Source organism: Allobosea psychrotolerans (assembly GCF_002917105.1).
GTDB classification, from domain to species: Bacteria; Pseudomonadota; Alphaproteobacteria; order Rhizobiales; family Beijerinckiaceae; genus Allobosea; species Allobosea psychrotolerans.
Map to the genome: position 1 here is coordinate 106005 of NZ_PQFZ01000016.1, position 25278 is coordinate 131282.

The window sequence follows — 25278 nt, forward strand, 5'->3', positions numbered from 1 at the left end:
CGCCTGGAGCCACCATGCGTATCGCCCTGATCCACGCACTCCGGCATTCGCCGCCTCCGATCGAGGCGGCGTTCGCAGAGCTCTGGCCCCAAGTCAGGCTGATGAACCTGCTCGACGACAGCCTCTCAGCCGATCTTGCCCGCGACGGCACGATCACGGAGGCGATGACAGGGCGCTTCCTGGACCTCGCGCGCTATGCGAAGGCGACCGGCGCCGACGGCATCCTGTTCACCTGCTCGGCCTTCGGGCCCTGCATCGAGGCGGTGCAGCGCGAGCTTGCGCCGCTGCCGGTGCTGAAGCCGAACGAGGCGATGATCGAGGAGGCCGAAAAGACGGGCGGGCGCATCGGCCTCCTCGCCAGCTTCGCGCCGACGCTGGCCTCGATGCCGCCGGAGTTTCCACCCGGATTGACGATCATGCCGAAGCTGGCGGAAGGGGCGCTCGCCGCCCTCGACCGTGGCGACGGCGCCGAACACGACCGCATCGCCGCAGAGGCGGCGCGCGATCTCGCCGGTTGCGACGTGATCGCGCTCGCTCAGTTCAGCCTGGCGCGATCCGCGCCCGCAGTCCTGGCCGCGACCGGCAGGCCGGTGCTGACGACGCCGCAGAGCGCGGTGAGGAAGCTGAGGCGCCTGCTCGGCTGAAAAGCCGGTCAGACCCCTTCGATGCGTCGCAGCGCCTCGAAATGCTTCTCCGACTGAAACACCAGCACGTCGCGCCAGTCGCGCGCCGTCGCCTCGATCTGCTGCTGCGGAATGAGCTTCAGCGGCCGGCCGGTCGACATTGCCAGCACCTGCTGCCGGCAGGCGCGCTCCAGGAAGTAGAGATCGTCGAAGGCGACCGCGATCGAGGGGCCGCCGATGGTCACGCCGTGATGAGCGAGGAAGGTGATGTCGACATGCTCGTAAGCCTTGCTGGCGGCGATGATGGCCTCGCCCTCGCTCGCATCGAGCGCGAGCCCGCCGAAATGGTCGACATAATGCGTGCGGCCATGGAAGCGGCAGGCGGTCTGATGCGCCATCTCCAGCCTGCCGCCCTCGACCATGGTCAAAGCGGTGGCGTAGGGCATGTGGACGTGCAGCACCGCGACATGGCGCAGATTGGCCTTATGGGCGGCGACATGGATGTTGCGGGCGGTGGCCTCGACCTCGCCCTCGCCTTCCAGCACCTCGCCCTTGTCGTCGATCAGGAGCAGGTCGGAGGGCTTCATCTCTGACCAGTGCACGCCATAGGGGTTGATCAGGTAGCGCGGCTTGCCGTCGGGGCCGTTCGGCAGGGCGACCGAGAAATGATTGCAGATGCCCTCGTTCAGCTCGAACTTCGCGGCGAGGCGGAGCGCGGCGGCAAGGTCGCGGCGCTGATTCGTGATGCTGGGCAGGGAGGACATGTGCAAGGACATGGAGCAGGGTCTCTCGATTATCGGAAGCGAACCGGATCGAAACATCGCGGTGCCGGATATGACAAGGCCCGGCCAGCCTGACATGACAAGGCTGGGCCGGGCCTGAGCCAAATCGCATAACGGACACCGCCCGTTATTTGGGCGCGAGCACCATGACCATCTGGCGGCCTTCGAGCTGCCAGTCGCTCTCGACCTTGGCGACGTCGACGAGGTCGACCTTGACGCGCTCGAGCACCTTCACGCCGAGATCCTGGTGGGCCATCTCACGGCCGCGGAAGCGCAGGGTCACCTTGACCTTGTCGCCCTCCTCGAAGAAGCCGTGCATGGCCTTCATCTTGACGTCGTAATCGTGCTTGTCGATGCCCGGCCGGAGCTTGATCTCCTTGATCTCGATGGTGCGCTGTTTCTTGCGCGCCTCGGCCGCCTTCTTCTGCTCGAGAAAGCGGAAGCGGCCATAGTCGAGAATCTTGCAGACCGGAGGCTCGGAGTTGGGGGCGATCTCGACCAGGTCGAGACCGGCATCCTCGGCAATCTTCAAGGCCTCGAAGAACGACACCACGCCACGATTGGCGCCGGTATCATCGATGAGCTGGACATCGCGGACACCACGAATGTCGCGGTTCGAACGCGGGCCGTCTTTGGTCGGGGTCGGGGCAGCGCGGAAAGGACGACGAATGGGGGTATTCTCCTGTTTCAGGCGCGAGCAGCGCCGCTGAGCAGACACATTGCACAAAGATGCGCGATGTCAATGTGGGAGGCGGGGAATGACGCAGCAATAGGCATACACCTGCCGCATTCCACCCCCCTGTTATGCATTTACCGACCCAACAGCGCGCAATAGACGTCGAGTGTCTGCGCCACCATCGTCTCCAGCGAGAAATGCCGCTCGACATGCTGGCGCGCGCGCCGGGCCAGGGCGTCGCGCGCGGAAGGGCGCAGGGCGAGCGCCTCGGCGAGGCTGGCGGCAAGCGCCGCTGCATCGCCCGGCGGCACGCGCCAGCCGGTACGTTCGGCCGGCGTGACCTGCGGCGGAGCCAGGACGGTCTCCGGCACGGCGCCGAGATCGGCCACCACGACGGGCGCGCCCATAGCCTGCGCCTCGACCGCGACGCGGCCGAAGGCTTCAGGCTCTGTCGATGGCACGGTGACCACGGCCGCCGAGAGCAGCGCCGCCGGCATGTCCGTGCAATGGCCGACGCGCTTGACGCGGCCTTCCAGCCCCGCCTTGGCGATGAGCTGGTCGAGCTCCTTGACATAGCCGTCGCGTCCCTGCGGGTCGCCGGCCAGGATGAAGGCGGTCTCGGCATCGCCGCCATCGCGCAGGATGCGGGCGGCCTCTATCAGGACGCGATGCCCCTTCCAGCCGGTCAATCGGCCGGGCAGCAGCACGATGCGCTGATGCGGGTCGACCTTCCAGGCCGCGCGCAGGGCCTGGATGCGCTCCGTCCCGACGGCGGCCGGTGCGAAGGCCGAGAAATTGGTGCCGCGATGGACGACCCGGATGCGGTCGCGCGCGAACCCGTGCTTGGCCAGGATCAGGTCGGCCGTATAGCCCGAATTCGCGATCACGACGTCGCCGCGCGCCATCACCGAATTATAGAGCGTCTTCACCACCGAGCGGCTGGCATAGGAGCCATGATAGGTCGTGACGAAAGGCAGTTTCAGCGCGCGAGCCGCCGCGAGCGCGACCCAGGCCGGCGCACGCGAACGGGCATGGATCAGCTCGACGCCCTCATGCCGGCAGAGCAGCGCCAGGCGGCGGACATTCAGCGCCATGGCGAAAGGACTCTTCGTGGCTGCGGGAAAGGGCAGCCAGACGCCGCCCTTGGCCTGCAGTTCGGCGACGAGGCGGCCGCCCTCGGTCGCGACGAGCGCGCGCGCGCCGACATCGGTCAGGCCCTTGGCGATATCGACGGCCGTGCGCTCGGCCCCACCCGCCTCGAGATCGGGAATGATCTGCAGGATGGTGCGGCCGCTGAGCGGGTGCGTCTCGGTCGAAGGCAGCGACAGATGCGCGCCGGGCTGGAAGGACATGCTCACAGTTTCAGAGAACTCTTTCTACAAACGGCGATACGACCACCTACAAACGGCGATACGACCACGTGCGCCGGGCGAGCGCAGCCTATATTCGCCTCGCAAGGCAGATTCGTCACAGGAGATTTGACGTGGAGCGAGACGCGCCGCAATGGCTGGACCTCGGCGAAGGCGCTGAACGGCGCAAGCTCGCCTATCTCGCGCAGTCCGGCGATGGCGCCCCAGTGCTCTGGCTCGGCGGCTTCCGCTCCGACATGCGCGCGACCAAGGCCGAAGCGCTGGCGCAATGGGCGCGGCTGACGGGACGCGCCTTCCTGCGCTTCGATTATGCCGGCCATGGCGAGACCGGCGGCGATTTCGCACGCTGGACCTTGTCGCATTGGCTCGAGGACGCGCTTGCAATGATCGCGGCCCGCTGCAGCCGGCCGCCGATCCTGGTCGGCTCGTCGATGGGCGGCTGGATCGCCCTGCTCGCCGCCCGCAAGCTGCTGGGCACAGCGCTCGCACCGGCCGGCCTGGTGCTGATCGCGCCGGCCGTCGATTTCTCCGAGGATCTGATGTGGGCGCAGATGCCGGAGGCGATCCGGCAGACCATCCTGCGCGACGGCGTCTGGCTGAGGCCGTCCGAATATTCGCCCGATCCGACGCCGATCACGCGTGCGCTGATCGAGGACGGCCGCAGGCATCTGATGTTCGGGAGCGAGATCAGGACCGGCTGCCCGGTGCATATCCTGCAAGGGATGGCCGACCCCGATGTGCCGTGGCGGCAAGCGGTCAAGCTCGTCGAGCATCTCGCCGGCGATCCCGTCCTGCTGACGCTGATCAAGGATGGCGATCACCGCCTCTCGACGCCGGGCGACATCGCCCGGCTGACGTCAGCAGTCGCCGGAATCACCGCCCCGGCCTGAAGCAGCGTCCGGCCTGGGACAGCGTCAATGGACGCTGACCATCCTGAGGTCGTGCTCCCAGGCGTTGGCGGTCGCGGCATCACGCGAATCGGTCACCAGGATCGGTGCGCCATCGGCCGAGAGCAGTGCGAAGAGCTGCAGGCCGGGCTGGATCTCGGGCGCCTGCGGGAAGATGCGCAGGAGCTCGTCCGACGTCATCGGCTTCAGATAAGCGACCTCGCCCGTACCAAGCGCCGCGAATTCGGCCTGGGTCAGAGGAGTGGTCTGGATCATCGTTCTATCTTCGTTCATCGCGCCCTCCTTCAGAGCAGTGCGAGTAGCGGCTTTCAGAATACGCCTCAGATTATGAACAGATGCAAAAACCGCGCTGCACCCGTCCTGCCGGTCAATCCCGGCTCACGATATCGATACGCCGGATGAGACGCTCAGGTTCCGGCCGCACCAAGTCGATCGCGAGAAGTCCGTTGGAGAGATCGGCCCCCATCACCTGCATTCCTTCCGCCAGCAGGAAGCTGCGCTGAAACTGGCGCGCCGCGATGCCGCGATGAAGGAACTGCCGGCTTTTGTCGTCGCTCTGGCGACCCCGGATGGTGAGCTGGTTCTCTTCCAGCGTGATCTCGAGCTGCTCGCGGGCGAAACCCGCTACCGCCAATGTGATTCGGAGCCGGTCCGGCTCGTCGTCGCAGCGCGGCATGCGCTCGATATTATAGGGTGGGTAGCCTTCGCTGCCCCCCTTCGTCACCCGGTCGAGCGCGCGTTCGATATCATCGAACCCAAGCAGGAACGGATGCGACAGACTTGGCGTACGCGTCATACGGCCCTCGAAAGGCGCCCTCTCGGATCATGCGGGGCCCGCTGGTCGCAGCACCCCACCGGTGGGAGGCGAACCCTCCCATCCATCAAGATATGGCGAGAGAAACGGGCGGGTTCAAGAGCCTGCCGGGCGGCGCGTCCGAAGTGCGGCGGTGAAACCGGACTTCGACAATGGTGCGGGTGGTACAGCCACCCCGGCTTGAACGGGGGACCTCTAGATCCACAATCTAGCGCTCTAACCAACTGAGCTATGGCTGCCCGCACCCGGCGCTTGGCGATCGGTCGCAAAGTCACGATCGGCGGCGGCGCGGAACCTAGTGCGGTCGCCAGCCGATTGCAACCGTCGAATTCACGCCGCGCCCAACGGATTTTGGAGCGGTGCTTCGCGCTCCCCTGGACCCTTGCCCTCAACCCCTGCGCAAGGGTGTGCTCGCGATCTGCGCGAGGTCGTTGAGATGGGCCGAATAGGCCTCGTAGCCGCGCCGGATGGCCTTGGTCTGGAGCACAACGGCGTCGGCCGCGCTGTCGGTGCGCGCCAGCGTCTCGGCCTCGCCGAGCGTCGCCTTCAACTCCGCGCAGGCGTAATCCAGCATGCGGGCCTGCAGCGCCCCGAAGGTGCGCGCCAGAGCCAGCGTCTGGGTCACCACGGTAGCGGTGGTGACGACGGCGAATTCCGGCGGCTTCGGGATCAGCTTGGGAACCAGCGCGGTCACGGGAGCGAGCACAGTCTTGCCCGTGAACGTCACGATCTCGGCCGATTGGGCGACGGCCGGCTTCACCGCCTCGACGATCTTCGCGGCTGCAGGCATGGGGGCGGCAGCTTTGGGGGCGGCAACCTTGGGGGCGGCAGCCTTGGGAGCCGCAACCTTGGGGGCCACGGCCTTGGGAGGCGCGACGGGCGCAACCGGGCTCACGACCTGGGCCCCGGCCTTGGCGGTGCTCTTGGCCGCTGCCTTGATCGCGGGCGTCTTCTCGATGCGCGTCTTGGCAGGCGGGATGCGGGTCGCAGCCGGCTTCACCACCTTCGCGGCGAGCTTCGCCGGGGCAGCCGACTTGATCGCGGGAGCCGGGCTGGGCGCAGCCTTTGCGGCCGGCTCCGCGGCCTTCGCCAACGGAGCGCTCGGCTTGGGAGCAGCAACCTTGGGAGCAGCAACCTCGGGAACCTTGGGAGCTTCGACCTTGGAAGCTTGGACCTTGCTGTCGGCGAGCTTGGGAGCCTCGATCTTCGAAGCCTCCGGCTTGGGCGCGGCAGCCTTGGGAGCCTCGACCTTGCCAGCCTCGACTTTGGGAGCCTCCGGCTTCAGCTCGATGGCGGGGGCGCCCGCCACCGGCTCGAGCGCCTCGACCTTTGGCGCGGCAGGCGGCGTCGCCGGAACGACGGCCGCGACAGGCTTGACCTCGACAGGCGAGGTCTCGACAGGTTTGGCAATGACGGGGGCCGGCGCCTCGGAAATGGGAGGCAACGCCTTCACCGGCGCCAGGCTGATCGGTGGTTTGGCAGTCGTCTTTGTCGGGGTAGGCTTGGTCGGGGTGGATTTGACCATCGCGATCCTCCATCAAAAGAGAAAACAACGCGCGCAAACGCTAAAACGACGCGTGCCGGGCTCATCGCCCGGCCGCTCAATCTTCATCTCGTCCGCTTCCGGGCGCGGCCAGGGCGCCCGTCGCGACTCAATCGGCCTTCGGTCAGGCCCTTGCTTGGCCCTTTACTTGGCCTTCGTCGCCTTGGCGGCCGTTTCGGCGACCTTGTTCGCGACTTCCTGCGCCGCCGAGCCCATCTCCTTGAGCTGGCTCTGGAGCGCAGCCATCTGCGACTTCAGGAACTCGGACTGGTGCTGCATGACCTCGGTCAGGTCCTTGGACTTCACCAGCTTCTGGGCGAGATCGAAGGCGGCCGCGACATTGGTCTCGGCATAGCTCATCGCCTTGCGGGTCACGTCCTGCGCATTGGCGCGGGCCGACTCGGCCGAACCGTGAGCGGTGTCCACGGCCTTCTGAGCCGCGCCGATGAAACCGTCGAAAGCCTTGCGGGCCTGCTCGACGCTCTTCTCGGCGAACTCACGCATTTCAGTCGGCACTTCGTAAGGTGTCTTGCCGTTCATCGGGGGCATCCTCCTGTTGCAATGACTCATGAGCAGACGCGGTCATTGTGCAGTGCAATATCATTGTTGCGCCGCAATGACAACGGCACGCGGCTCTGCCCACCCGCTCACGTTAACGCTGTTTGTACGAGACGCGGGAGAGCCCGTCTCAGTTCCATGGCTTTGCTGTCATTTGGGCGCTATTAAAGCTTTGTTAGCCATAAGGGCGTGGACTGAAACAAGCAGGCAAGCATGAGCGAAGCCGGACAGGACTGGGCGCGACTAGGCGCTGCGGCGGCGCAGGACGCCGGGCTTGTGTCCTTCGCGAATGGCGGGGCCGTACTGCTATGGGATGCCGAGGCCGGCCGGCCGGGTTTCGCCGATGCCGGTGCCAGGGCGCTGCTGGGCGGCGACGGCCTTTCCGCGAATCTGCCGGCACCGACGCGGCAGAGGCTCGCCTTGCTGGCTGGCGGCCTTGCGCCGCGCGACGGCATCAGGCTCGAGCGGCTGCGACTGACCTCGGGCTTCTCCGCGACCATGATCACCTGCGGCTGCCGGCTGTTGACGGCCCCCGACGGGCGCGAGGTGCTGGCAATCGCCGTGCCGTCGGGCGAGATGCGCCGGCTCGGCGTCGCAGTGCCTGCTGCCATACCCGGCGCCGAATCGGCCGCGGCGACCGCCACACCTGCCCCGGCCCCCGTTGTCCCGCCCCTGGCGCCAGCCACACCGCGCCGCGCCCTGCTGCGCTTTCTCTGGAACAGCGATGCCACTGGGCGCCTGACCAGCGTCTCTCCCGATTTCGCCGAGCTCGCCGGGCCGCAGGCCGCTGCCGCTCTGCCCGGGCGGAACTGGGCGCAGATCATCGGCCACGACCTGATCGACAGGGATGGCGGCCTCGCCCAGCGTCTCGCCAGCGGCACGACCTGGAGCGGCCACCATGTGCTGTGGCGCACCGAGCTGCCGCAGGAGGGTGCGCGCGTCGAATTGTCGGCCGCGCCCTTCCTGGACGCGGCACGCCAGTTCGCCGGTTTCCGCGGCTTCGGCCTCGCACGCCTGACGGAACGCGAGCCGTTTCCCGATACGGCGATCGCGGAGACGCCCGCAGACGAGATTGAACCGGACGCGCCCGAGACTGTGAACGCCGAGCTCGAAGCCGAGCAAAATCCCGTCGTCGCGACGGAGCTCCCGGCGGCCATGGAGCCCGTGACGGTCGAGGCCCCTGCCGCGCCCGTCGCCGAGGCCGAGACTATGGAAGAGACCGAGTCGGCTACGCCCGTGGCTGCGAACGCCGGGCCCGCGGCCGAGCAAAGCCCCGTCGTCGCGGCGGAGCTCCCGGCGGCCATGGAGCCCGTGACGATCGAGGCCGCTGCCGCGCCCGTCGCCGGGGCCGAGGCTGTGGAAGAGATCGAAGCGCCCGCGACCGAGCCGGCGGAGGCCGAGTTCGGCTCCGCGCTGGAGGCGGACGAGGCGGCGCTTGATGCCGAAGGCCACGAGGCCGCAGCCGAGGCGCCCGAACCGATTCCCGCAGCCAAGGACGAGACCAGGGCGCCGGAAGACACCAAGGCTGCGGAAGCTGCCGCCCCGGCCGTATCCGAGGGGCCCGCCCCCGGCGGCAATATCGTGCCGTTGCGCAACGGTCACCTCGCCAGCGTCCGGCCGGTGCTGGAGCCCTCGAAGCCCAATCTCAGCTCGGCCGAGCGCAATGCCTTCCGCGAAATAGCCAAGGCACTGGGCGCGCGCATCGCCGGCGATGACGAGATCAGCCCGCGCCTGCCCCCCGTCGCGCCGTTGCGGCTGAAGGAGAGCGGCGAGCAGCCGCCCGCGCCTGCCGCAGAGCCGCGGGACCAGGACGCCGCCCTTGGCCGCCACCTGGCCGAACTGGCGCCGGCCGAGCTGCCTGCCCCGACGCAGGCACCGACCGAGCCCGCAATGGAGGTCGGCTCCGAGACCGCGCGGCAGCGGCAGCCCAACTCCCATGCCGACGTGCTCGACAAATTGCCGATCGCGGTCCTGGTCAATCGCGGCGACGAGGCGCTCTACGCCAATCGCACGCTGCTCGACCTGCTCGATTATGCCGATCTCGACGATCTCAAGGCGGGCGGCAATGTCAGCCGCCTGATCAAGGAGGCCTCACGCACCGATGGCGGCGCGATGATCCTGATCGACCGGCTCAACCATCTCATCAGCGTCAACGCCGTGCTCTCGAGCGTGTCCTGGCTGGGCGAGGCGGCGACTCTGATGGCCTTCCGCCACGCAGATGGCGGCGGCGAGGTCAAGGTGCTGACGCCGGAGGAGGCCGAGGAAGCCGAGCTCGCGGCGGAGTTCGCGGCCGAGGACGAGGAGAGCGCCGCCCGCGTCAACGCCCTGCGGCTCGATGTCGATGCGCGCGAATCCCGCATCAGCGAACTCGTCGCGATGCTCGACACGGCGACCGACGGCGTCGTCACCGTCGATGAGCGCGGCCGCGTACTGTCGCTCAACAAGACCGCCGAGGCGCTGTTCGGCTACGACCAGCGCGAGGTCACCGGCGAATTGTTCACGCTGCTCTTCGCCGCCGAGAGCCATGCTCCGGCACTCGACTATCTCGAAGGGCTGAAGGGTGGCGGCGTCGCCTCGGTGATGAATGACGGGCGCGAGGTCGTCGGCCGGGTGCGCCAGGGCGGCAAAATCCCGCTGTTCATGACCATGGGCCAGATCACGGAAGGCTCCGAGCGCCGCTTCTGCGCCGTGCTGCGCGACATCACCGCCTGGAAGAAGACCGAGGGCGAGCTGGTCGAGGCGCGCAAGGCGGCCGAGAAAGCCAGCGCCCAGAAATCCGACGTGCTCGCCAAGATCAGCCACGAGATCCGTACGCCGCTCAACGCCATCATCGGCTTTGCCGAGGTCATGGCGGAGGAGCGCTTCGGGCCGATCGGCAACGAGCGCTACAAGGAGTATCTGCGCGACATCCATCAGTCGGGCGGCTACGTCATCAGCCTGGTCAACGACCTGCTCGACCTCGCCAAGATCGAGGCCGGCAAGCTCGACCTCGATTTCGTCAGCGTCAATCTGAACGAGATCGCGCTCTCGACTGTCGCCCTGCTGCAGCCCGAGGCGCAGCGCGGCCGCGTGGTGCTGCGCTCGGGCCTCTCGCCGAAGCTGCCGCCGGTCGTCGCCGACCAGCGCTCGATTCGCCAGATCGTGATCAACCTGCTCTCCAACGCGGTGAAGTTCACCGATGCCGGCGGCCAGGTGATCGTCTCGACGGCGCTCGGCGACCAGGGCGAGGCGATCCTGCGGGTGCGCGACACCGGCATCGGCATGGACGACAACGAGCTCGCGCTGGCGCTCGAACCCTTCCGCCAGGTGCCGACGACGCGTCGCAAGGGCGGCACCGGCCTGGGGCTGCCGCTGACCAAGGCGCTGGTCGAGGCCAACCGCGCGGCGATGAGCATCACCAGCGTCAAGAAGGAAGGCACGCTGGTCGAGGTCACCTTCCCGCCGCAGCGGGTTCTGGCCGGGTAAGGTTCTTGCTGGGTAAGGTTCTCGTGCGGCCATAGTTTCGCCGTCTCGGGCGGCGCATAGACGGGTCGCGCCGGCGCTCACCCCCAAGGCCTGGCAGCCCAGAGCAGGATGCGAAAAAGTGGGAACCGGTTTTTCGCATCGACCCTGCTCTAACTCTTAGATTGAGAGCGGGACGGGCAGAGCCGAGTTGAACTTCCTCTACGACGACAGCGCCGAGCCTCTTGCCGATCCATTCGCCGCCCCGGCAGAATTGCCGGTTTCCGAGCACCACTCGCTCAACTGGCGCTGGCTCTGCGCCTGCGCCTTGATCGGCCTGCTCGGCGCCGCCCTGATGGGCTCCTCGCTTTATGTCTCCGAAGGAGACCACGTCACGGCGCAGCGGCCGGAGAAGGCGACGCCCCCGCATAATGACGAGACCGCGGTGGGCAAGGCAGCCCATAAGGGCGACAGCCTGGTCCAGCACAGCTTCGCGATCAGCACGACGCAGCATTTCCGGGCGCCGTTGACGGAGGTCTCTGCCGGACGCGAGATCACCAAGGTGCATGCCTTCGCGCATGTCTCCGTCGCCCTGTCGCCGCTCCCCGTCGCCAATCTCGACATCCCGGATTTCGATCCCGCCCGGCTGCTCGCCGGCTCGGCGCGTGAGGCGCCGCCCCAGGATGCGACCGACCCCGCCGACGCGGATGTCTCGGTCACGCGCCGGGATCTCGCGGCGCTCGTCATAGACCCGGATGCTCCGGGCCTGTCCGACGCCGCGATCGACGAACAGATCGCCGAAATGGCCCGGCTCTCGGCCGGTTCGCCGCAATTGCCGCCCGATTATTCGAATCAGCGTATCCTGTCGCGAACGCTGCGCATGGTCGGCGAATCGGCCAGCACCGAGGCCGACGCGGAGGATGCCCGCCGCTTCGGCTCGCTCGATGTCCGGATCATCCCCGAGAATGTCACGGATGTTTCGGCGGACGCCGACAACCACGAGCGCTTCGGCGATGTCGATATCGCGCTCGAGCGCGGGCAGACGCTCGCCGCGGCGCTCGCCGCGAACGGGGCCTCCAGCGAGCGCGTCGCCGCAATCCTCGCCGCGCTCGGCAAACGGGCCAGGGGTGATCTGCCCGATGGCCAGCATCTGCGCGTCACGATCGGGCCCGAGGCCGGCGAGCGCACGATCCAGCGCGTCATCCTGTTCGACGAGAGCGGCCCGCAGCAGGTCGTGGCCCTGGACGATCGGGGCCGTTTCATCACCGTCGCCCTGCCCGCGCGCGGCCATGACGGCACGCAGGGCAAGGCGGAAGCCGATGACGAGGAGGACGACGGCAACAACGCCACGCTCTACCAGAGCGCCTATGCCAGCGCCTTGAAGAGCGATGTGCCGCGCGAGGTGATCGACGATTTCATCGGCGCCTTCGCCGCCGGCCTCGACCTCAAGCAGCATGCCGGCAGCGGAGACCGGCTGGAGCTGGTCTTCACCGACGACCAGCCCGCACCGGCAAACCATCGCGAACTGCTCTATGCGGCGCTGTCCACCGGCGGCGAAACGCAGCAGATCTACCGCTATGCCTCACCGGAAACGGGCGAGCTCGACTATCTCGACGATGACGGCGTCTCGCTCAAGAAACTCTTGATGCGAAAGCCGGTGCAGGAGGGGCGGATCAGCTCGCCCTTCGGCATGCGCTACCACCCGATCCTGCACTATTCCCGGCTGCATAACGGCGTCGACTGGGCCGCGCCGCGCGGCACGCCCATCATGGCCGCAGGCGACGGCACGGTGACGGCCGCCGGGGTTCACTCCGGCTACGGCAACCGTGTCGAACTCGAGCACGCCAATGGCTATGCCAGCGCCTATAACCACATGGCCAGCATCGCCCGCCGGATCAAGCCGGGCGCCTCCGTCCATATGGGCGAGATCATCGGCTATGTCGGGACGACGGGCCTCTCGACCGGCCCGCATGTCCATTACGAGGTCACCACGAACGGGCACTTCGTCGACCCCATGAAGGTGAAGCTGCCCAGCAGCCGCGCCCTTCAGGGCGCTGCGCTGGCGGAGTTCAAGGAGCACAAGAAGCAGATCGACGAGTTGCGCCACCATGTCGACGCGACCGTGGCGGTGGCGCCGGGCGGGCATCCGACATGATCGCCGAGCCTCGCCCCGGCGCCTGCCATCGATACGTCAGAGCAAGGTCCCGCTCAGGATCACCGCCGCCACGCCGAAATAGATCACCAGGCCGGTGACATCGACGAGCGTCGCCACAAAAGGCGCCGAGGCGCTGGCAGGGTCGAAGCCAAGCCGCTTCAGGACGAAGGGCAGCATCGAGCCCATCAGCGAGCCGAAGGTGACGATGCCGATCAACGCGCCGCCCACGGTTGCCGCGATCAGGGCCCAGTGCTCGCCGTAATTGTAGATGCCGAGCTTCTGCCAGAGCACGATGCGTGCGACGCCGATGGCGCCGAGGATGGCGCCCAGCGTCAGCCCGGTCGGCAATTCGCGTAGCGCGACCCGCCACCAATCCTTCAGGCTGATCTCGCGCAAAGCGAGCGCCCGGATGATCAGCGAGGTCGCCTGAGAACCAGAATTGCCGCCCGAACTCATGATCAGCGGGATGAACAGCGTCAGCACGATCGCCTTTTCGAGCTCGCCCTGGAAGTACTGCATGGCCGAGGCCGTGAGCATCTCGCCGAGCAGCAGGATCGAAAGCCAGCCGGCGCGCTTGCGGATCATCCGTGCGAAACCGATCTCGTTATAGGGCTCGTCCAGCGCCTCCATGCCGCCGAGCTTCTGCACGTCCTCGGTCGTCTCCTCGATCATCGCATCGATGACGTCGTCGACGGTGACGATGCCGATGACGCGATTGGCGGAATCGACGACGGGCACCGCGAGCAGATTGTATTTCGAGATCAGCCGGGCGACGTCCTCGCGATCCGTCGCCGGCGTGACGCTGATCGGCTTGTGCGCCGGCACGACGGAGGTGACCACCGCATCGGAAGCGCTGCTGATCAGCCGGCGCAGCGGCACCGCGCAGATGAGCGCGCCCGTCACCGGATCGAGCACATAGGTCGCGTAGACCGTCTCGCGCGAGCGCTCGACATGGCGGATATGGTCGAGCGTCTGCGCCACGGTCCAGTTCGCCGGCACGCTGACGAACTCGGTCGTCATGATCGAGCCCGCGCTGTGCTCGGGATAGGAGAGCAGCCGCGTCAGGGCCGAACGCGTCTCCTGGTCGAGCCGCGCGGTGAGTCGCTCGCGCGCTGGGGCGTCGAGCACGCGGATGATGTCGGCGACGCGGTCGGCCGACATGGCGGAGAGGAAGGCGGCCGCGCGCTCTTCGGTGAGGAGCGTGAGCGCGGCGGGCGCGTCGAACAATTCGGGCTGGTCCAGGACCTCGACGGCGCGCTCGAACGGCAAGGCGACGAGGACCTCGGCGATGGTCGCCGTGTCCTGATCGTTCAGCGTCTCGACGATGTCGGCGATGTGTTCCTGCGCCAATGTGCAGGCCAGGGTCTTCGCGAGCAAGTCCGTCTTGACCAGCAAATCGGGCGCTGCCGCGCCCCTGTCCTGCGTGACGATATCGTTCATGGCTCGGTTCCTTGCGATCGGCCGTCATCGGCCGGTCGCAAGCGAGCCGGTTACCCGGTCAGGCGCGCGAGGCGGCGGCGGACGGCATCGACTGTCGGCTGGGACTGTCGGTTGGCATTGCGATTGGGGTTCCTGATAGCGGCCTTCCCCGAAGGTCCGGCGGCGTCGGCGAAGTGCACCCTGCGGCGGCGCACGTCAAATAAAATCTGCATAAGGATGCGTGGTGTCGATGGCGCTTCGCCCTGGGGAGAATACCCCCCACCGCACGGCAGCGATTGTTGGCCCGCGCGGCTCGCCCTATGGTGCGCACGCCCTCAGCTTCTCTGCCGAAAGCCTCACCGCATGACCCTGACGATCTATGGCTGCTACCGCTCGCGCGCCTCGCGCAACATCTGGCTCGCCAACGAGCTCGGCCTCGCTTTCACCCATGTCCCGGTGATCCAGGTCTATCGCGTGCCCGATCCCCAGGCGCCGGACGCGCCGCTGCACACGCGCAGCCCTGATTTCCTCAAGGTCAATCCTAACGGCCATGTCCCGAGCATCGACGATGACGGCTTCAAGCTGCATGAATCGCTCGCGATCAACCTCTATCTGGCGCGCAAGCATGGCGGGCCGCTCGCCCCGCGCGACGCCCAGGAGGAAGGCCTCGCCGTGATGTGGGCGCTCTGGGCCGCAACCGAATGCGAGACCCATGCGCTGAACCTGCAATACCACCTTGCCGCCTATCCGCCGGAGAAGCGCAAGCCCGAGGTCGCCGCCGCGGCGCTGGCCGCGCTCGCAGCCCCGTTCGCCGTGCTCGATCAGACGCTGGCGCAAGGCGGCGGCTTCGTCATGGGCGGGCGCTTCACGGTCGCCGACATCAACCTCGCCGAGGTCATCCGCTACGCCAAGCCGGCGACACAGCTCTTCGAGGCCGCGCCGCACGTCAAGGCCTGGCTCGAAGCCTGCCAGGCCCGTCCCGCCTTCAAGGCGATGTGGCAGGCGCGCGACGCCGAAGCCGCCTGAGCGGAAAACGGGTGGCGCCGCACTATCAACGCGCCTAGCCAGGACGCGACAGGGGAGCGCTGGCGCGCTCCCTCGGATAGGGCTTTCCAGATGACCACCGCTCCCACCTCGTCTGGCCCCGTGATGGGCGCGCGCGAATGGCTCCTGCTGCTGGCGCTCTCGCTGCTCTGGGGCGGCTCCTTCTTCTTCGGCAAGATCGCCGTCGCGGAGTGGCCGCCTCTTGCCGTCGTCCTGTCCCGCGTCAGCCTGGCGGCGGCCGTGCTCTATCTCGTCTTGCGGATGCGCGGGCTCGACATGGCGGTCGGCCGCCGGATGTGGCTCGCCTTCTTCGTCATGGGGCTGCTCAACAATCTCATTCCGTTCTGCCTGATCTTCTGGGGCCAGACCCAGCTCCAGAGCGGCGTCTCCGCGATCCTGAACGCCACCACACCGGTCTTCGGCGTCATCGTCGCGCATCTGTTCGGCACCGATGAGAAGGCCACCCCGCTCAAGCTCGCCGGCGTGCTGGCCGGGCTCGTCGGCGTCGGCATCCTGATGGGGCCCGATGCGCTCAGTGGCCTGGGCGGCGCGCTCCTGCCGCAGCTCGCCTGCCTGGGCGCCGCCCTGTCCTATGGTTTCGCCGGGCTCTATGGCCGGCGCTTTCGCGATACGCCGCCGCTGGTGACGGCGGCGGGCCAGCTCAGCGCCACGACCGTGATGTCGCTCCCGCTCGTCCTCGTCTTCGCCCCACCCTGGAGCCTGCCCACGCCGTCCTGGACAGCCGCGGCCGCGCTGGTCGGGCTCGCCTTGATCTCGACCGCGCTCGCCTATGTGATCTTCTTCCAGATCATGCGGCGGGCGGGCGGAAACAACGCCATGCTCGTCACCTTCCTGGTGCCCGTCAGCGCCATCATGCTCGGCGTCGGCCTGCTCGGCGAGACGCTGCTGCCGCGGCATCTCGCCGGCATGGCCGCGATCTTCGCCGGTCTCGCCCTGATCGACGGCCGGCTTTTCCGACGCAAGGTCCAAATGAGCGCGGCGCGCTGATTGCGGCCAGGGCATTGTTGCCAAAAGATTATGAATTCCTCTAGAGTCGCTTTCGCGACCAGAGCCGCTAGAGGCATGACGATAGCGGCTGGAAGATATCGGAAAACGATACGCCAGAGGGGGAGCAGACGAGCGCCATGGACGTCAGGCAACTGCGATGTTTCATCGCGGTGGCAGAGGAGTTGCATTTCGGTCGCGCAGCCGAACGGCTTGGACTCGCGCCACCCGCTCTTTCCCGCCAGATCAGCGCATTGGAAGATGGTCTCGGGGTCGCCCTGTTCACGCGCACCACGCGCCAGGTCGCGATGACGCGCGCCGGTCTGATCATGCTGGAGGAGGCCAAGGGCATCCTCGTCAAGATGGAGCACGCCTCGCGCGCGGTGCGCGGAGCCTCGCTCGCCTCCGGCAAGGTCCTGCGCATCGGCGCGATCGACGCCGCCTCTTCGAGCTTCGTGCCCGAGGCGCTCGCCTATTTCCGCGAGCAGCATCCCGGCATCGAGATCAAGTTCGTCGAGGCGATGACAGCCCCGCTGATTCAGATGCTGGAGGCCGGCAAGCTCGATCTCGCTCTGACACGTCCGCCGCGCAAGCCGACCGACTGCGCCTTCGAGATCCTGCGCGTCGAGCGGCCGCTCGTCGTCCTGAACGAACAGCACCCGCTGGCGGCGCGCGAACACCTGACGATGCTCGACCTCGTCGGCGAACCCTTCATCGTTCCCTCCAAGCGCAGCCGGCCCTTCGCCTATGATCTGGTGATGGCCTATTTCGAAAGCGTCGGGGCCGTGCCCAACGTCTCGATCGAGGCCACCGAAAAGCCGGCGATGATGTCGGCCGTGGCCGCCGGACTCGGCATGGCGCTGGCGCCCGACTGGGTTTCGCGCCTGAGCTTTCCGGGTGTCACGATGCGCCGCCTGCGCGGCGCGCTGCTCGACCCCCCGCCACCTGGCGCGCTGGTCGGCGTCGCCTGGCGGCCGCAGCAGAAGCTCAGCTCGCGCGACGACTTTCTCGCCATCCTTCGCGAGAGCGTCACCCTGATCGACGAACGGCATGTTTTTCCGTTCGTCATCTCGCCACCCAAGATGAAACGCACCGCCCGCGCCGTCGGGCCGTCTACCGGAGGAGCCTGATGAGTTTGAATCCTATCGAACGGGCGCAGGGTCTGCGCATTCGCTCGCAGCAGGACATGGCGGCCGGCCTGTTCATGGTCGCGCTTGGCGTCTTCGCCTTCCTCCTGTCCGGCGACCTGCCTCTCGGTAGCCTTCGCCAGATCGGGCCGGGCATGCTGCCGAAATCCTTTGCGGTGATCTGCGCCGTGCTGGGCCTCATGCTCTCGCTCGCCTCGCTGCGCTTCAACGGCGAGAAGCTGACGGGCTGGGCCTGGCGTGGCGTCTTCCTCGTGCTCGGCGGAGCCTGCCTGTTCGGGCTCGCCATTCGCGGCTTCGACATCGGGCCGATCCATGTCCCGCAGCTCGGGCTGCTCGTCGCAGGGCCGCTGGTCATCCTCGTCTCCGGCCTCGCCGCCGACGACATGAAATGGAAGGAGCTGATCATCTTCGCCATCGCGATGACGACCGCCTGCGCCCTGCTCTTCAAATACGCACTCAGCCTGCCTATTCCGCTGGCGCCCTGGCTCCTGGGGATCTGACACGATGGACATGATCGCCAATCTCACGCTCGGCTTCGGCGTCGCGCTGTCCCTGCAGAACCTGGCCCTGTGCTTCGCCGGCTGCTTCATCGGCACGCTGATCGGCGTGCTGCCCGGCGTCGGGCCGATCGCCACCATCGCGATCCTGCTGCCGATCACCTTCGGCGTCGATCCCGTCGGCGCGCTGATCATGCTGGCCGGCATCTATTACGGCGCGCAATATGGTGGCTCGACCACCGCGATCCTGGTCAACATCCCGGGCGAGGCGACCTCCGTCGTCACCACGCTCGACGGCCACCAGATGGCAAAGCAGGGCCGCGCCGGCGTCGCGCTCGGCATCGCCGCGCTCGGCTCCTTCTTCGCCGGCTGCGTCGCGACCCTCTTCATCGCCGCGCTCGGCGCGCCCCTGACCAAGCTCGCCTTGCTCTTCGGTCCGGCGGAATATTTCTCGCTGATGGTGATGGGCCTGTGCTTTGCCGTCGTGCTGGCGCGCGGCTCGATCCTCAAGGCCTTCTGCATGATCATGCTGGGCCTGCTGCTCTCGACGGTCGGCACCGACCTCGAAACCGGGCAGGAACGCCTCACCTTCGGCTTCCCGCCCTTGTCGGACGGTATCGATTTCGCCGTGCTCGCCATGGGCGTCTTCGGCTTTGCCGAGGTGCTGCGCAATCTGGAAAACCCCGAGGCGCGCGACGTGGTGAAGGCCAAGATCGGCCGGCTGCTCCCGGACTGGAGCGAGATCAAGCAGTCGATCAACCCGGTGCTGCGCGGCACCTTCATCGGCGGCATCCTCGGCATCCTGCCGGGCAATGGCGCGGTGCTTGGCCCCTTCGCGAGCTACACCCTCGAGAAGAAGATCGCCAAGGATCCCTCGCGCTTCGGACGTGGCGCGATCGAAGGCGTCGCTGGTCCCGAATCGGCCAATAACGCCGGAGCGCAGACCGCCTTCATCCCGCTGCTGACACTCGGCATCCCGCCCAATGCCGTGATGGCGCTGATGGTCGGTGCGATGACGATCCACGGCATCATTCCCGGCCCGCAGGTCATGACCAAGAACCCGGAGCTGTTCTGGGGCATGATCGCCTCGATGTGGATCGGCAACCTGATGCTGGTCATCATCAACCTGCCGCTGGTCGGCGTCTGGGTGAAGCTGCTGCAGGTGCCCTACCGCCTGATGTTCCCGGCGATCCTGATCTTCTGCTGCATCGGCATCTACTCGGTGAACAACCAGCCGGTGGACGTCGCCTTCACCGCGATGTTCGGCCTGTTCGGCTACCTCTTGATCAAGCTCGGCTTCGAGCCCGCACCGATGCTGCTCGGCTTCGTTCTGGGCAAGCTGCTCGAGGAGAAGATGCGCCAGGCGCTGATCATCTCGCGCGGTTCGTTCATGACCTTCATCGAGCGGCCGATCTCGGCCGGCCTGCTGATCGTCGCCGTAGTGGTCCTGGTGATCGCGCTGCTGCCTTCGATCTCGAAGAAGCGCGAAGAGGTCTTCGTCGAATGACGGGGTTGCTAGAGCTGCTCGTTCAATCCAGCGTCCATCAAAACATCTCAAGGGAGGCATCGTTCATGAGGAAACTGACACTTGGCCTGGCGGCCGCGATCACCATCGCGTTCGCCGGCGGCGTCCAGGCGCAGACCTATCCGACGCGCCCGGTCACCATGATCGTGCCGTTCGCCGCCGGCGGGCCGACCGACATCATCGCGCGTATCGTCGCCGACCATATGTCGAAAACGCTCGGCCAGCAGGTCGTGATCGAGAACGTCGCCGGCGCCGGCGGCACCACCGGCATCACCCGCGCGGTCACGGCAGTGCCCGACGGCTACACCATCGCGATGGGGCATCTGGGCACGTTCTCGGCAGCGCCCGCGACCTATCCCGGCCTGAAATACGACCCGATCAATGGCATGCAGGCCATCGGTCTGGCTGGCGGCACGCCGATCCTGATCGTCGCCCGCAAGAATTTCGAGCCGAAGGACCTGAAGGCGTTCGTAACCTATGTGAAGGCGAACTCCGAGAAGGTGAACGAGGCCCATGCCGGCCTCGGCTCCGTCTCCTGGACGACCTGCACCCTGCTGAAGGCCCAGCTCGGCGTGCCGAAGATCAACGCCGTCGCCTATCGCGGCACCGGGCCGGCGCTGAACGATCTCGTCTCCGGCCAGATCGACTTCATGTGCGACCAGATCGTCAGCGTCGCCGAACAGGTGAAGGCCGGCAACATCAAGGCCTATGCGATCGCCTCGAAGCAGCGCTCCCCGGCCCTGCCCGACGTTCCCACCACCGCGGAAGCCGGGCTGCCGGAGTACCAGATCGAGGCCTGGAACGGCATCGCCGGCCCCAAGGGCTTGCCCAAGGACGTCGTCGATCGTCTGGTCGCAGCGCTCGACAAGGCGCTGAACGACGAAGGCACCAAGAAGCGCCTGCTCGAACTGGGGACTGTGCTGCCGACCGCCGAGGAACGCACCCCGGCCGGTTTCGCCGCCCTGATCAAGCGCGACGCCGACAAGCTCAGCCCAGCCTTGTCAGCCGCACCGAAGTAACGACCCGGAACAGGCAGGATATGGAGCGGCGGATCCCCGGATCCGCCGTTTTTCGTTTATGTTCGCGGATAGACCACGGGATTTCGTGAGTGCCGCGACGCCTTGATATCATGGCGCTTTCGCCATTCCGGTTGCGAATATTCATATCTTGTTACCCAGTTTTTCGGAACTCGCGCCCGCGCCAGCCCGTTTCCTTCCCGAACGTTCTCTTGGAAGGAGAAAAACCATGTTCAAGAAACTTGTTCTTATCGCCGCGATCGCCGTCGCTCCCGCAGTCGCTTTCGCACAGCAGAACCCGCAGGGCGCTCAGGGCGGCGCTCTCAGCGGCGGCGCCACCGGCGCGGTCGGCGGAGCGATCGTCGGCGGCCCGGTCGGCGCGGTTGTCGGCGGCGTCGGCGGCGCCGTGGTCGGCGCGATCATCGGCGACCAGACGCCTCGCTTCCGGCAGTATGTGGTCGAGCAGCGCGTGCCGTCCTACACCTATGCGGAACCGGTCGTCGTCGGCACGGTCCTGCCGTCGGATGGCGTGGTCTACCGCGAGGTGCCGCGCGAATATGGTGTGACCGACTATCGCTACACGGTCGTGAACCAGCGCCCTGTTCTGGTCGACCCGCGCACCCGCCGCATCGTGCAGGTCATCGAATAACGCATGATAGTGCGATCCGCCGGATGATCGCGCCATTACCCGCCTGATCGTCACGCCGGCTCGTCGGCCCGCCCCGGAAAACGGGGCGGGCCATTTTCATGTCTCAGCGCCATGTCGCCTTATCGCGTGCCGAACATCCGGTCGCCGGCATCGCCCAGGCCCGGCACGATATAGCCGTGCTCGTTCAGCTTCTCGTCGATCGCCGCCGTCCAGATGCGGACATCGGGATGGGCGCCGCGAAACCGTTCGATGCCTTCGGGCGCCGCCAGCAGGCAGACGAAGCGCAGATCCTTGGCGCCGCGCTCCTTCAACCGGTCGATCGCCGCGACCGCCGAATTGGCCGTCGCCAACATCGGGTCCATCACCACCACCATGCGCTCGGCGATGTCGGAGGGGGCCTTGAAATAATACTCGACCGCCTGGAGCGTGTTGGGATCGCGATAGAGCCCGATATGGGCGACGCGGGCGGCGGGCACCAGTTCCAGCATGCCGTCGAGGAAGCCGACGCCGGCGCGCAGGATCGGCGCGAAGACCATCTTCTTGCCGGCGATGATCGGCTGCATCGACTTCGTCAGCGGCGTCTCGATCTCGGTCATCTCCATCGGCAGGTCGCGCGTGACCTCGTAGCAGAGCAGCATGCCGATCTCGTTGAGGAGCTGGCGGAAGCTCTTGGTCGAGCGGTCCTTCTCGCGCATCAGGGTCAGCTTGTGCTGCACCAGCGGATGGTCGACGACGGTGACGCCGTCCTGGCTCTTGGTCATTCCTGCACGCCCCTTTGTACCCTCTCAGCCCTCATCCTGAAGAGCGATCCGAAGGACCGCGTCTCGAAGGATGGTCCAGAGCGCACTGGAGCATCCTTCGAGACGCCGCTTCGCGGCTCCTCAGGATGAGGGCTGTGGTGTTGCCAACTCAAAATACGGTGCCGTCGCTGATGATCGTCAAGGGCGGGCCGCCATCTCCGCGCTTCTCGCGGGCAATGCGCCGGCCGGCGGCCCAGGTGCCGCCCTCCAGCACCTTCGCCAGCGGCAGTTCCTCTGCCGTGCGTCCCAAGCGCTTGCGGATCAGCATCCCGATCTCGTCGAGAAGCGCCACGGTCAGCGCGCGCCATTCCACGACCAGCGCCGAGCCGACCTCATGGGCGCGCGTCGCATCGCTCTCATCCTTCAGCGCGATCACGCCGCAATCGAGGAACAGCCCGCCATTGCGATATTCGGGCAGACCGGTCAGGTCATCGATGTCGATCACCGCGATCCCGGCCCATTGCAAGGGCTCGATCAGCGAATAGGACAGCCATTGCGAGAGCTTGTGGAAGGGCACCAGCCCGGCCGTCGGCTCAGCTTGCGCGATCAGGGGATGCCGCCAGGTATCGCCCAGCGCGACACCGGCGACCGTCAGGCGCGACGGCCAGATGCCGCCGAAGGTGGAGAGAACCTCCGTCAGGATATGCCCGGCGCGCAATGTGCCGGTCTCGGCCGCACCAACGAGCCGGTCGAACAGATCGCCGGGGCGCTTCAGACCCTGACGCTCCAGCTCCTCGCCGAGACGATTCATCAAGGCCGCGCGGCCCTCGACCGCAAGCAGCGGATTGCCGGGACCGGCCTGGAAGCCCTGCGCCAACGCCGCGCCATCGAGCCGCTTCAGCGCGGCCGCGTCGACACGCAGCGGCTCGGCCGGATCGCTGGAGAACAGGCCGGCCGCGAACATGTCGAGAGAGGCCAGCGCCAGCCCCTCGGAGCGGCCGACCGACTGCCCCGAGGCCGCATCGCGATAACGCCAGTCCGGGCCCGCTCCCGCATCCAGCAACACGCTGACCACGGCGAGATCATAGGCTGCGCGACCGCGCGCCCCGGCGTCGGGAAACCGCGCGGCCTGGTCGAGCACGCTCCAGCGATCGACGCCGGCCAGGTTGAAATGCCGCCAGCGGGCGTGGAACGGGATGTCGAGCGTCGGGTAGTTCGCCTTGATCGTGTCGAGGACATAGCCGGCGCAGGCGTCGAGCCGCGTCGCATCGACGCTGAAATGCAGGAGCTTGCCGGCCAGGCCGAGCGCCAGCATCTCCTGCGCGCGGGCGCGGACGGCAGCAGGCTTGAGCAAGGCGCGGACGGCGTCCGTCTTCTGGTCAGACATCGTGTTCTGGTTAGACATGGAGCGGCTCAGAACTTGTCGAGATCGCGGCCGACGGTCGCCTTCAGGGCGTTGTCGCCGGGCGCGCCGTCGGGCGAGTAATAGCCCGCCGCCTTCTTGGCCTCGATCTCGACCGAGGCGTCGGGCGGCACGAGTTCGGGCGGGATCGCGACGCGCTCGCCGATCTCGATGCCGCTCTCGACCATGGCGTCGTATTTCATGTTCGACATCGACATCAGCCGGTCGATCCTGGTGACGCCGAGCCAGTGCAGCACGTCGGGCATCAATTGCTGGAAGCGGGCGTCCTGGACGCCGGCGACGCATTCGGTGCGCTCGAAATAGGTCGCGGCGGAATCGCCGCCCTCCTGGCGCTTGCGGGCATTGTAGACGAGGAACTTCGTGACCTCGCCCAGCGCCCGGCCTTCCTTGCGGTTATAGACGATCAGGCCGACGCCACCGCCCTGCGCCTCCTTCACCGCCTCCTCGATGCCATGCACGAGGTAGGGCCGGCAGGTGCAGATGTCCGAGCCGAAGACGTCCGAGCCATTGCACTCGTCATGGACGCGGCAGGCGACGCTGCGCTTGGGATCGGTGATCGCCGAGACCTCGCCGATGATGTAGCAGGTGATCGAACCGATCGGCGGCAGGAAGACGCGCAGGTCAGGCCGCGTCACCAGCTCCGGATACATGCCGCCGGTCTGCTCGAAGAGCGTGCGGCGCAACTCCTGCTCGCTGGTGCCGAAGCGTTCGGCGATGCCCGGCAGATGCCAGACCGGGTCGATCGCGATCTTGGTGACGCTGATATCGCCGGATCTGTGCAGGATATGCTCGTCGGGGCTGAGCCTGTGCCCTGCCATTGCGGCGAGGATTTCGGGCAAATTGAGCCTGGCCTTGGTGATGGCGATGGTCGGACGGATGTCGATGCCCTCGCCGATCAGCTGTCCGAAATCCTGCGCGACGCGATGGCCGAACGGGTCCATCGAGACGATCTTTCCGGGCGCGAACCATTGCGGCTGCGGCGGGATCTCGGCTGTCGGATAGGTGTTGGTCAGGTCCGGGCGCTGCGAGGGGTTCATGGCGCGCGCCGAAATGGCGAGCGCGCGATAGACCGAATAGGAGCCGCCATGGGCGCCGATGACGTTGCGGTCTCCCGGCGCCGTCGTCGAGGCGATGATCGGGCCGCGTTCGGCCGGGCTCTCAGCGCCCCAACGGATGGGAAAGCGCGTCGCGGCGTTGCCGGGCTCGGGATGCGAGGTCAGGCGGATATGGGTCGTGCGGTTCTGCGAGTTCATCGCGGGTATCGCCCTGCAAATAGGAAAGGGCCCCGGGACGCGATGCGTCCGGGGCCCTCTGGACCTATGAAAATGTGGCTCAACGCAAGCGCGGCGTCAATCGGGGCCGTCATTCCCGGCCGGGGCCCTCGGGTTCAATCTTTGGCCGGCCCAAGGACAGGCTCCGCAGAGGCCCGAGCACCTCTCGCGGGAGATGCTCGGGTCGGCGCCCGAGCATGACGCGTTGCGATCAGAAAACAGCGAGGTAGCGCAGCAGCGAGATGATGCCGATGACGATGACGATGATCTGGACGACGTTCTTGATCTGCGCATCGAGCGGCAGCATGCGCACGAGATAGAGCACGAGGCCGATGACGAGCACCGTGATGAGCAGCGAAATAAGGATAGACATATGTGAAGTCCCTTGTCGCGGCCGGAAACTGGCCCCCCGGAGCCCGTGCCACGACGCATTCGCGCCACGTCAGCCCCGATGACAGAACGTCGCAGTGTGGGAATAGGTTCCCGAGCCCGGGGCCGGGCGCCCGGCCGCAGGTGCCCATTCCACTCACGCCTCCGGATGGCCGCTCCGCGGGAATGAGGCCGTATACGTCATGCTCGGGCGTAGACCCGAGCATCTCTCTCCAGAGATTCCCGGGTCTACGCTTCGCTCCGCCCGAGAATGACGCGCCCCTTCTCCCCCGAGGAGAGAG

The 25278-nt window shown here is 67.1% G+C and carries 23 protein-coding genes and 1 tRNA gene; 11 read left to right on the top strand and 13 right to left on the bottom strand.

Annotated elements, in window-relative coordinates:
• The first annotated feature begins 14 nt into the window (after positions 1–14).
• Positions 15–644, top strand: a complete 630-nt coding sequence (locus CYD53_RS22625) for an aspartate/glutamate racemase family protein (protein ID WP_103720349.1) — start codon at positions 15–17, stop codon at positions 642–644.
• Positions 645–652: 8 nt separating this feature from the next.
• Here the strand turns inward: CYD53_RS22625 and CYD53_RS22630 are convergent, their stop codons facing one another.
• The 3 genes from CYD53_RS22630 to CYD53_RS22640 all read right to left on the bottom strand — a co-directional run bounded on the left by CYD53_RS22630 (position 653) and on the right by CYD53_RS22640 (position 3433).
• Positions 653–1399 carry an aldolase gene (locus CYD53_RS22630; protein WP_210202411.1) on the bottom strand — a complete coding sequence of 249 codons (747 nt, stop codon included), beginning with the start codon at positions 1397–1399 and terminating at the stop codon, positions 653–655.
• A gap of 133 nt (positions 1400–1532) precedes the next feature.
• A complete protein-coding gene (infC, locus tag CYD53_RS22635; protein ID WP_069693568.1) occupies positions 1533–2075 on the bottom strand; it encodes a translation initiation factor IF-3 in 543 nt (180 codons plus the stop codon).
• Positions 2076–2215: 140 nt separating this feature from the next.
• Positions 2216–3433, bottom strand: a complete 1218-nt coding sequence (locus CYD53_RS22640; protein ID WP_103720350.1) for a glycosyltransferase family 4 protein — start codon at positions 3431–3433, stop codon at positions 2216–2218.
• A 131-nt stretch (positions 3434–3564) separates the two neighbouring features.
• Here CYD53_RS22640 and CYD53_RS22645 point away from each other — a divergent pair, with 131 nt between their 5' ends.
• Entirely contained in the window at positions 3565–4341 is a 777-nt protein-coding gene (locus CYD53_RS22645) for an alpha/beta hydrolase (RefSeq protein WP_146055978.1), read from the top strand.
• 24 nt (positions 4342–4365) lie between these two features.
• Here CYD53_RS22645 and CYD53_RS22650 read toward each other — a convergent pair whose 3' ends face one another.
• The 5 genes from CYD53_RS22650 to CYD53_RS22670 form a co-directional block, all read right to left on the bottom strand.
• Positions 4366–4632, bottom strand: a complete 267-nt coding sequence (locus CYD53_RS22650; RefSeq protein ID WP_244546373.1) for a BQ00720 family protein — start codon at positions 4630–4632, stop codon at positions 4366–4368.
• Positions 4633–4726: 94 nt separating this feature from the next.
• The gene (locus tag CYD53_RS22655) at positions 4727–5155 is read right to left on the bottom strand and encodes an Hsp20 family protein (protein WP_103720351.1); all 429 of its coding nucleotides are present in this window, start codon (positions 5153–5155) and stop codon (positions 4727–4729) included.
• Between the two features lie 180 nt (positions 5156–5335).
• Positions 5336–5412, bottom strand: a tRNA-His gene (locus tag CYD53_RS22660).
• Positions 5413–5561: 149 nt separating this feature from the next.
• Positions 5562–6698 carry a hypothetical protein gene (locus tag CYD53_RS30390; protein WP_103720352.1) on the bottom strand — a complete coding sequence of 379 codons (1137 nt, stop codon included), beginning with the start codon at positions 6696–6698 and terminating at the stop codon, positions 5562–5564.
• Between the two features lie 162 nt (positions 6699–6860).
• Positions 6861–7256: a phasin gene (locus tag CYD53_RS22670; protein ID WP_103720353.1), complete on the bottom strand. Its 396-nt coding sequence runs from the start codon at positions 7254–7256 to the stop codon at positions 6861–6863.
• 231 nt (positions 7257–7487) lie between these two features.
• On the opposite strand from CYD53_RS22670, the gene CYD53_RS22675 reads away from it, so the two are divergent.
• Complete coding sequence (locus CYD53_RS22675) at positions 7488–10739, top strand: PAS domain-containing sensor histidine kinase (RefSeq protein ID WP_103720354.1); 3252 nt, start codon at positions 7488–7490, stop codon at positions 10737–10739.
• Positions 10740–10926: 187 nt separating this feature from the next.
• Complete coding sequence (locus CYD53_RS22680) at positions 10927–12870, top strand: M23 family metallopeptidase (protein ID WP_103720355.1); 1944 nt, start codon at positions 10927–10929, stop codon at positions 12868–12870.
• Positions 12871–12906: 36 nt separating this feature from the next.
• Here the strand turns inward: CYD53_RS22680 and mgtE are convergent, their stop codons facing one another.
• The gene (gene mgtE / locus CYD53_RS22685) at positions 12907–14310 is read right to left on the bottom strand and encodes a magnesium transporter (protein WP_103720356.1); all 1404 of its coding nucleotides are present in this window, start codon (positions 14308–14310) and stop codon (positions 12907–12909) included.
• Positions 14311–14652: 342 nt separating this feature from the next.
• On the opposite strand from mgtE, the gene CYD53_RS22690 reads away from it, so the two are divergent.
• The 7 genes from CYD53_RS22690 (at position 14653) to CYD53_RS22720 (ending at position 21173) form a co-directional block, all read left to right on the top strand.
• The gene (locus CYD53_RS22690; RefSeq protein ID WP_103720357.1) at positions 14653–15315 is read left to right on the top strand and encodes a glutathione S-transferase family protein; all 663 of its coding nucleotides are present in this window, start codon (positions 14653–14655) and stop codon (positions 15313–15315) included.
• Between the two features lie 90 nt (positions 15316–15405).
• Positions 15406–16341, top strand: a complete 936-nt coding sequence (locus CYD53_RS22695; RefSeq protein WP_245928380.1) for a DMT family transporter — start codon at positions 15406–15408, stop codon at positions 16339–16341.
• A gap of 137 nt (positions 16342–16478) precedes the next feature.
• The gene (locus CYD53_RS22700) at positions 16479–17468 is read left to right on the top strand and encodes a LysR family transcriptional regulator (protein WP_103720359.1); all 990 of its coding nucleotides are present in this window, start codon (positions 16479–16481) and stop codon (positions 17466–17468) included.
• Positions 17468–17986 carry a tripartite tricarboxylate transporter TctB family protein gene (locus CYD53_RS22705; RefSeq protein ID WP_103720360.1) on the top strand — a complete coding sequence of 173 codons (519 nt, stop codon included), beginning with the start codon at positions 17468–17470 and terminating at the stop codon, positions 17984–17986. The genes CYD53_RS22700 and CYD53_RS22705 overlap by 1 nt, the downstream gene beginning before the upstream one ends.
• Before the next feature lie 4 nt (positions 17987–17990).
• Positions 17991–19490 carry a tripartite tricarboxylate transporter permease gene (locus CYD53_RS22710; RefSeq protein WP_103720361.1) on the top strand — a complete coding sequence of 500 codons (1500 nt, stop codon included), beginning with the start codon at positions 17991–17993 and terminating at the stop codon, positions 19488–19490.
• 65 nt (positions 19491–19555) lie between these two features.
• On the top strand, positions 19556–20527 hold the full coding sequence (locus CYD53_RS22715; protein ID WP_103720362.1) for a tripartite tricarboxylate transporter substrate-binding protein: 972 nt from the start codon (positions 19556–19558) through the stop codon (positions 20525–20527).
• A gap of 226 nt (positions 20528–20753) precedes the next feature.
• Complete coding sequence (locus CYD53_RS22720) at positions 20754–21173, top strand: DUF1236 domain-containing protein (protein ID WP_103720363.1); 420 nt, start codon at positions 20754–20756, stop codon at positions 21171–21173.
• 119 nt (positions 21174–21292) lie between these two features.
• Here CYD53_RS22720 and upp read toward each other — a convergent pair whose 3' ends face one another.
• From upp to CYD53_RS30395, 4 genes are all read right to left on the bottom strand, one after another.
• Positions 21293–21934, bottom strand: coding sequence for a uracil phosphoribosyltransferase (gene upp / locus CYD53_RS22725; RefSeq protein WP_092169464.1), 642 nt, complete (start codon positions 21932–21934; stop codon positions 21293–21295).
• Between the two features lie 148 nt (positions 21935–22082).
• Positions 22083–23300 (bottom strand): URC4/urg3 family protein, encoded by a 1218-nt coding sequence (locus CYD53_RS22730; protein ID WP_103720364.1) that lies wholly within the window; start codon positions 23298–23300, stop codon positions 22083–22085.
• A gap of 26 nt (positions 23301–23326) precedes the next feature.
• On the bottom strand, positions 23327–24589 hold the full coding sequence (locus tag CYD53_RS22735; protein ID WP_103720365.1) for a GTP cyclohydrolase II: 1263 nt from the start codon (positions 24587–24589) through the stop codon (positions 23327–23329).
• A 229-nt stretch (positions 24590–24818) separates the two neighbouring features.
• Positions 24819–24980, bottom strand: a complete 162-nt coding sequence (locus CYD53_RS30395; RefSeq protein WP_181011983.1) for a Thivi_2564 family membrane protein — start codon at positions 24978–24980, stop codon at positions 24819–24821.
• Between the last annotated feature and the right edge of the window lie 298 nt (positions 24981–25278).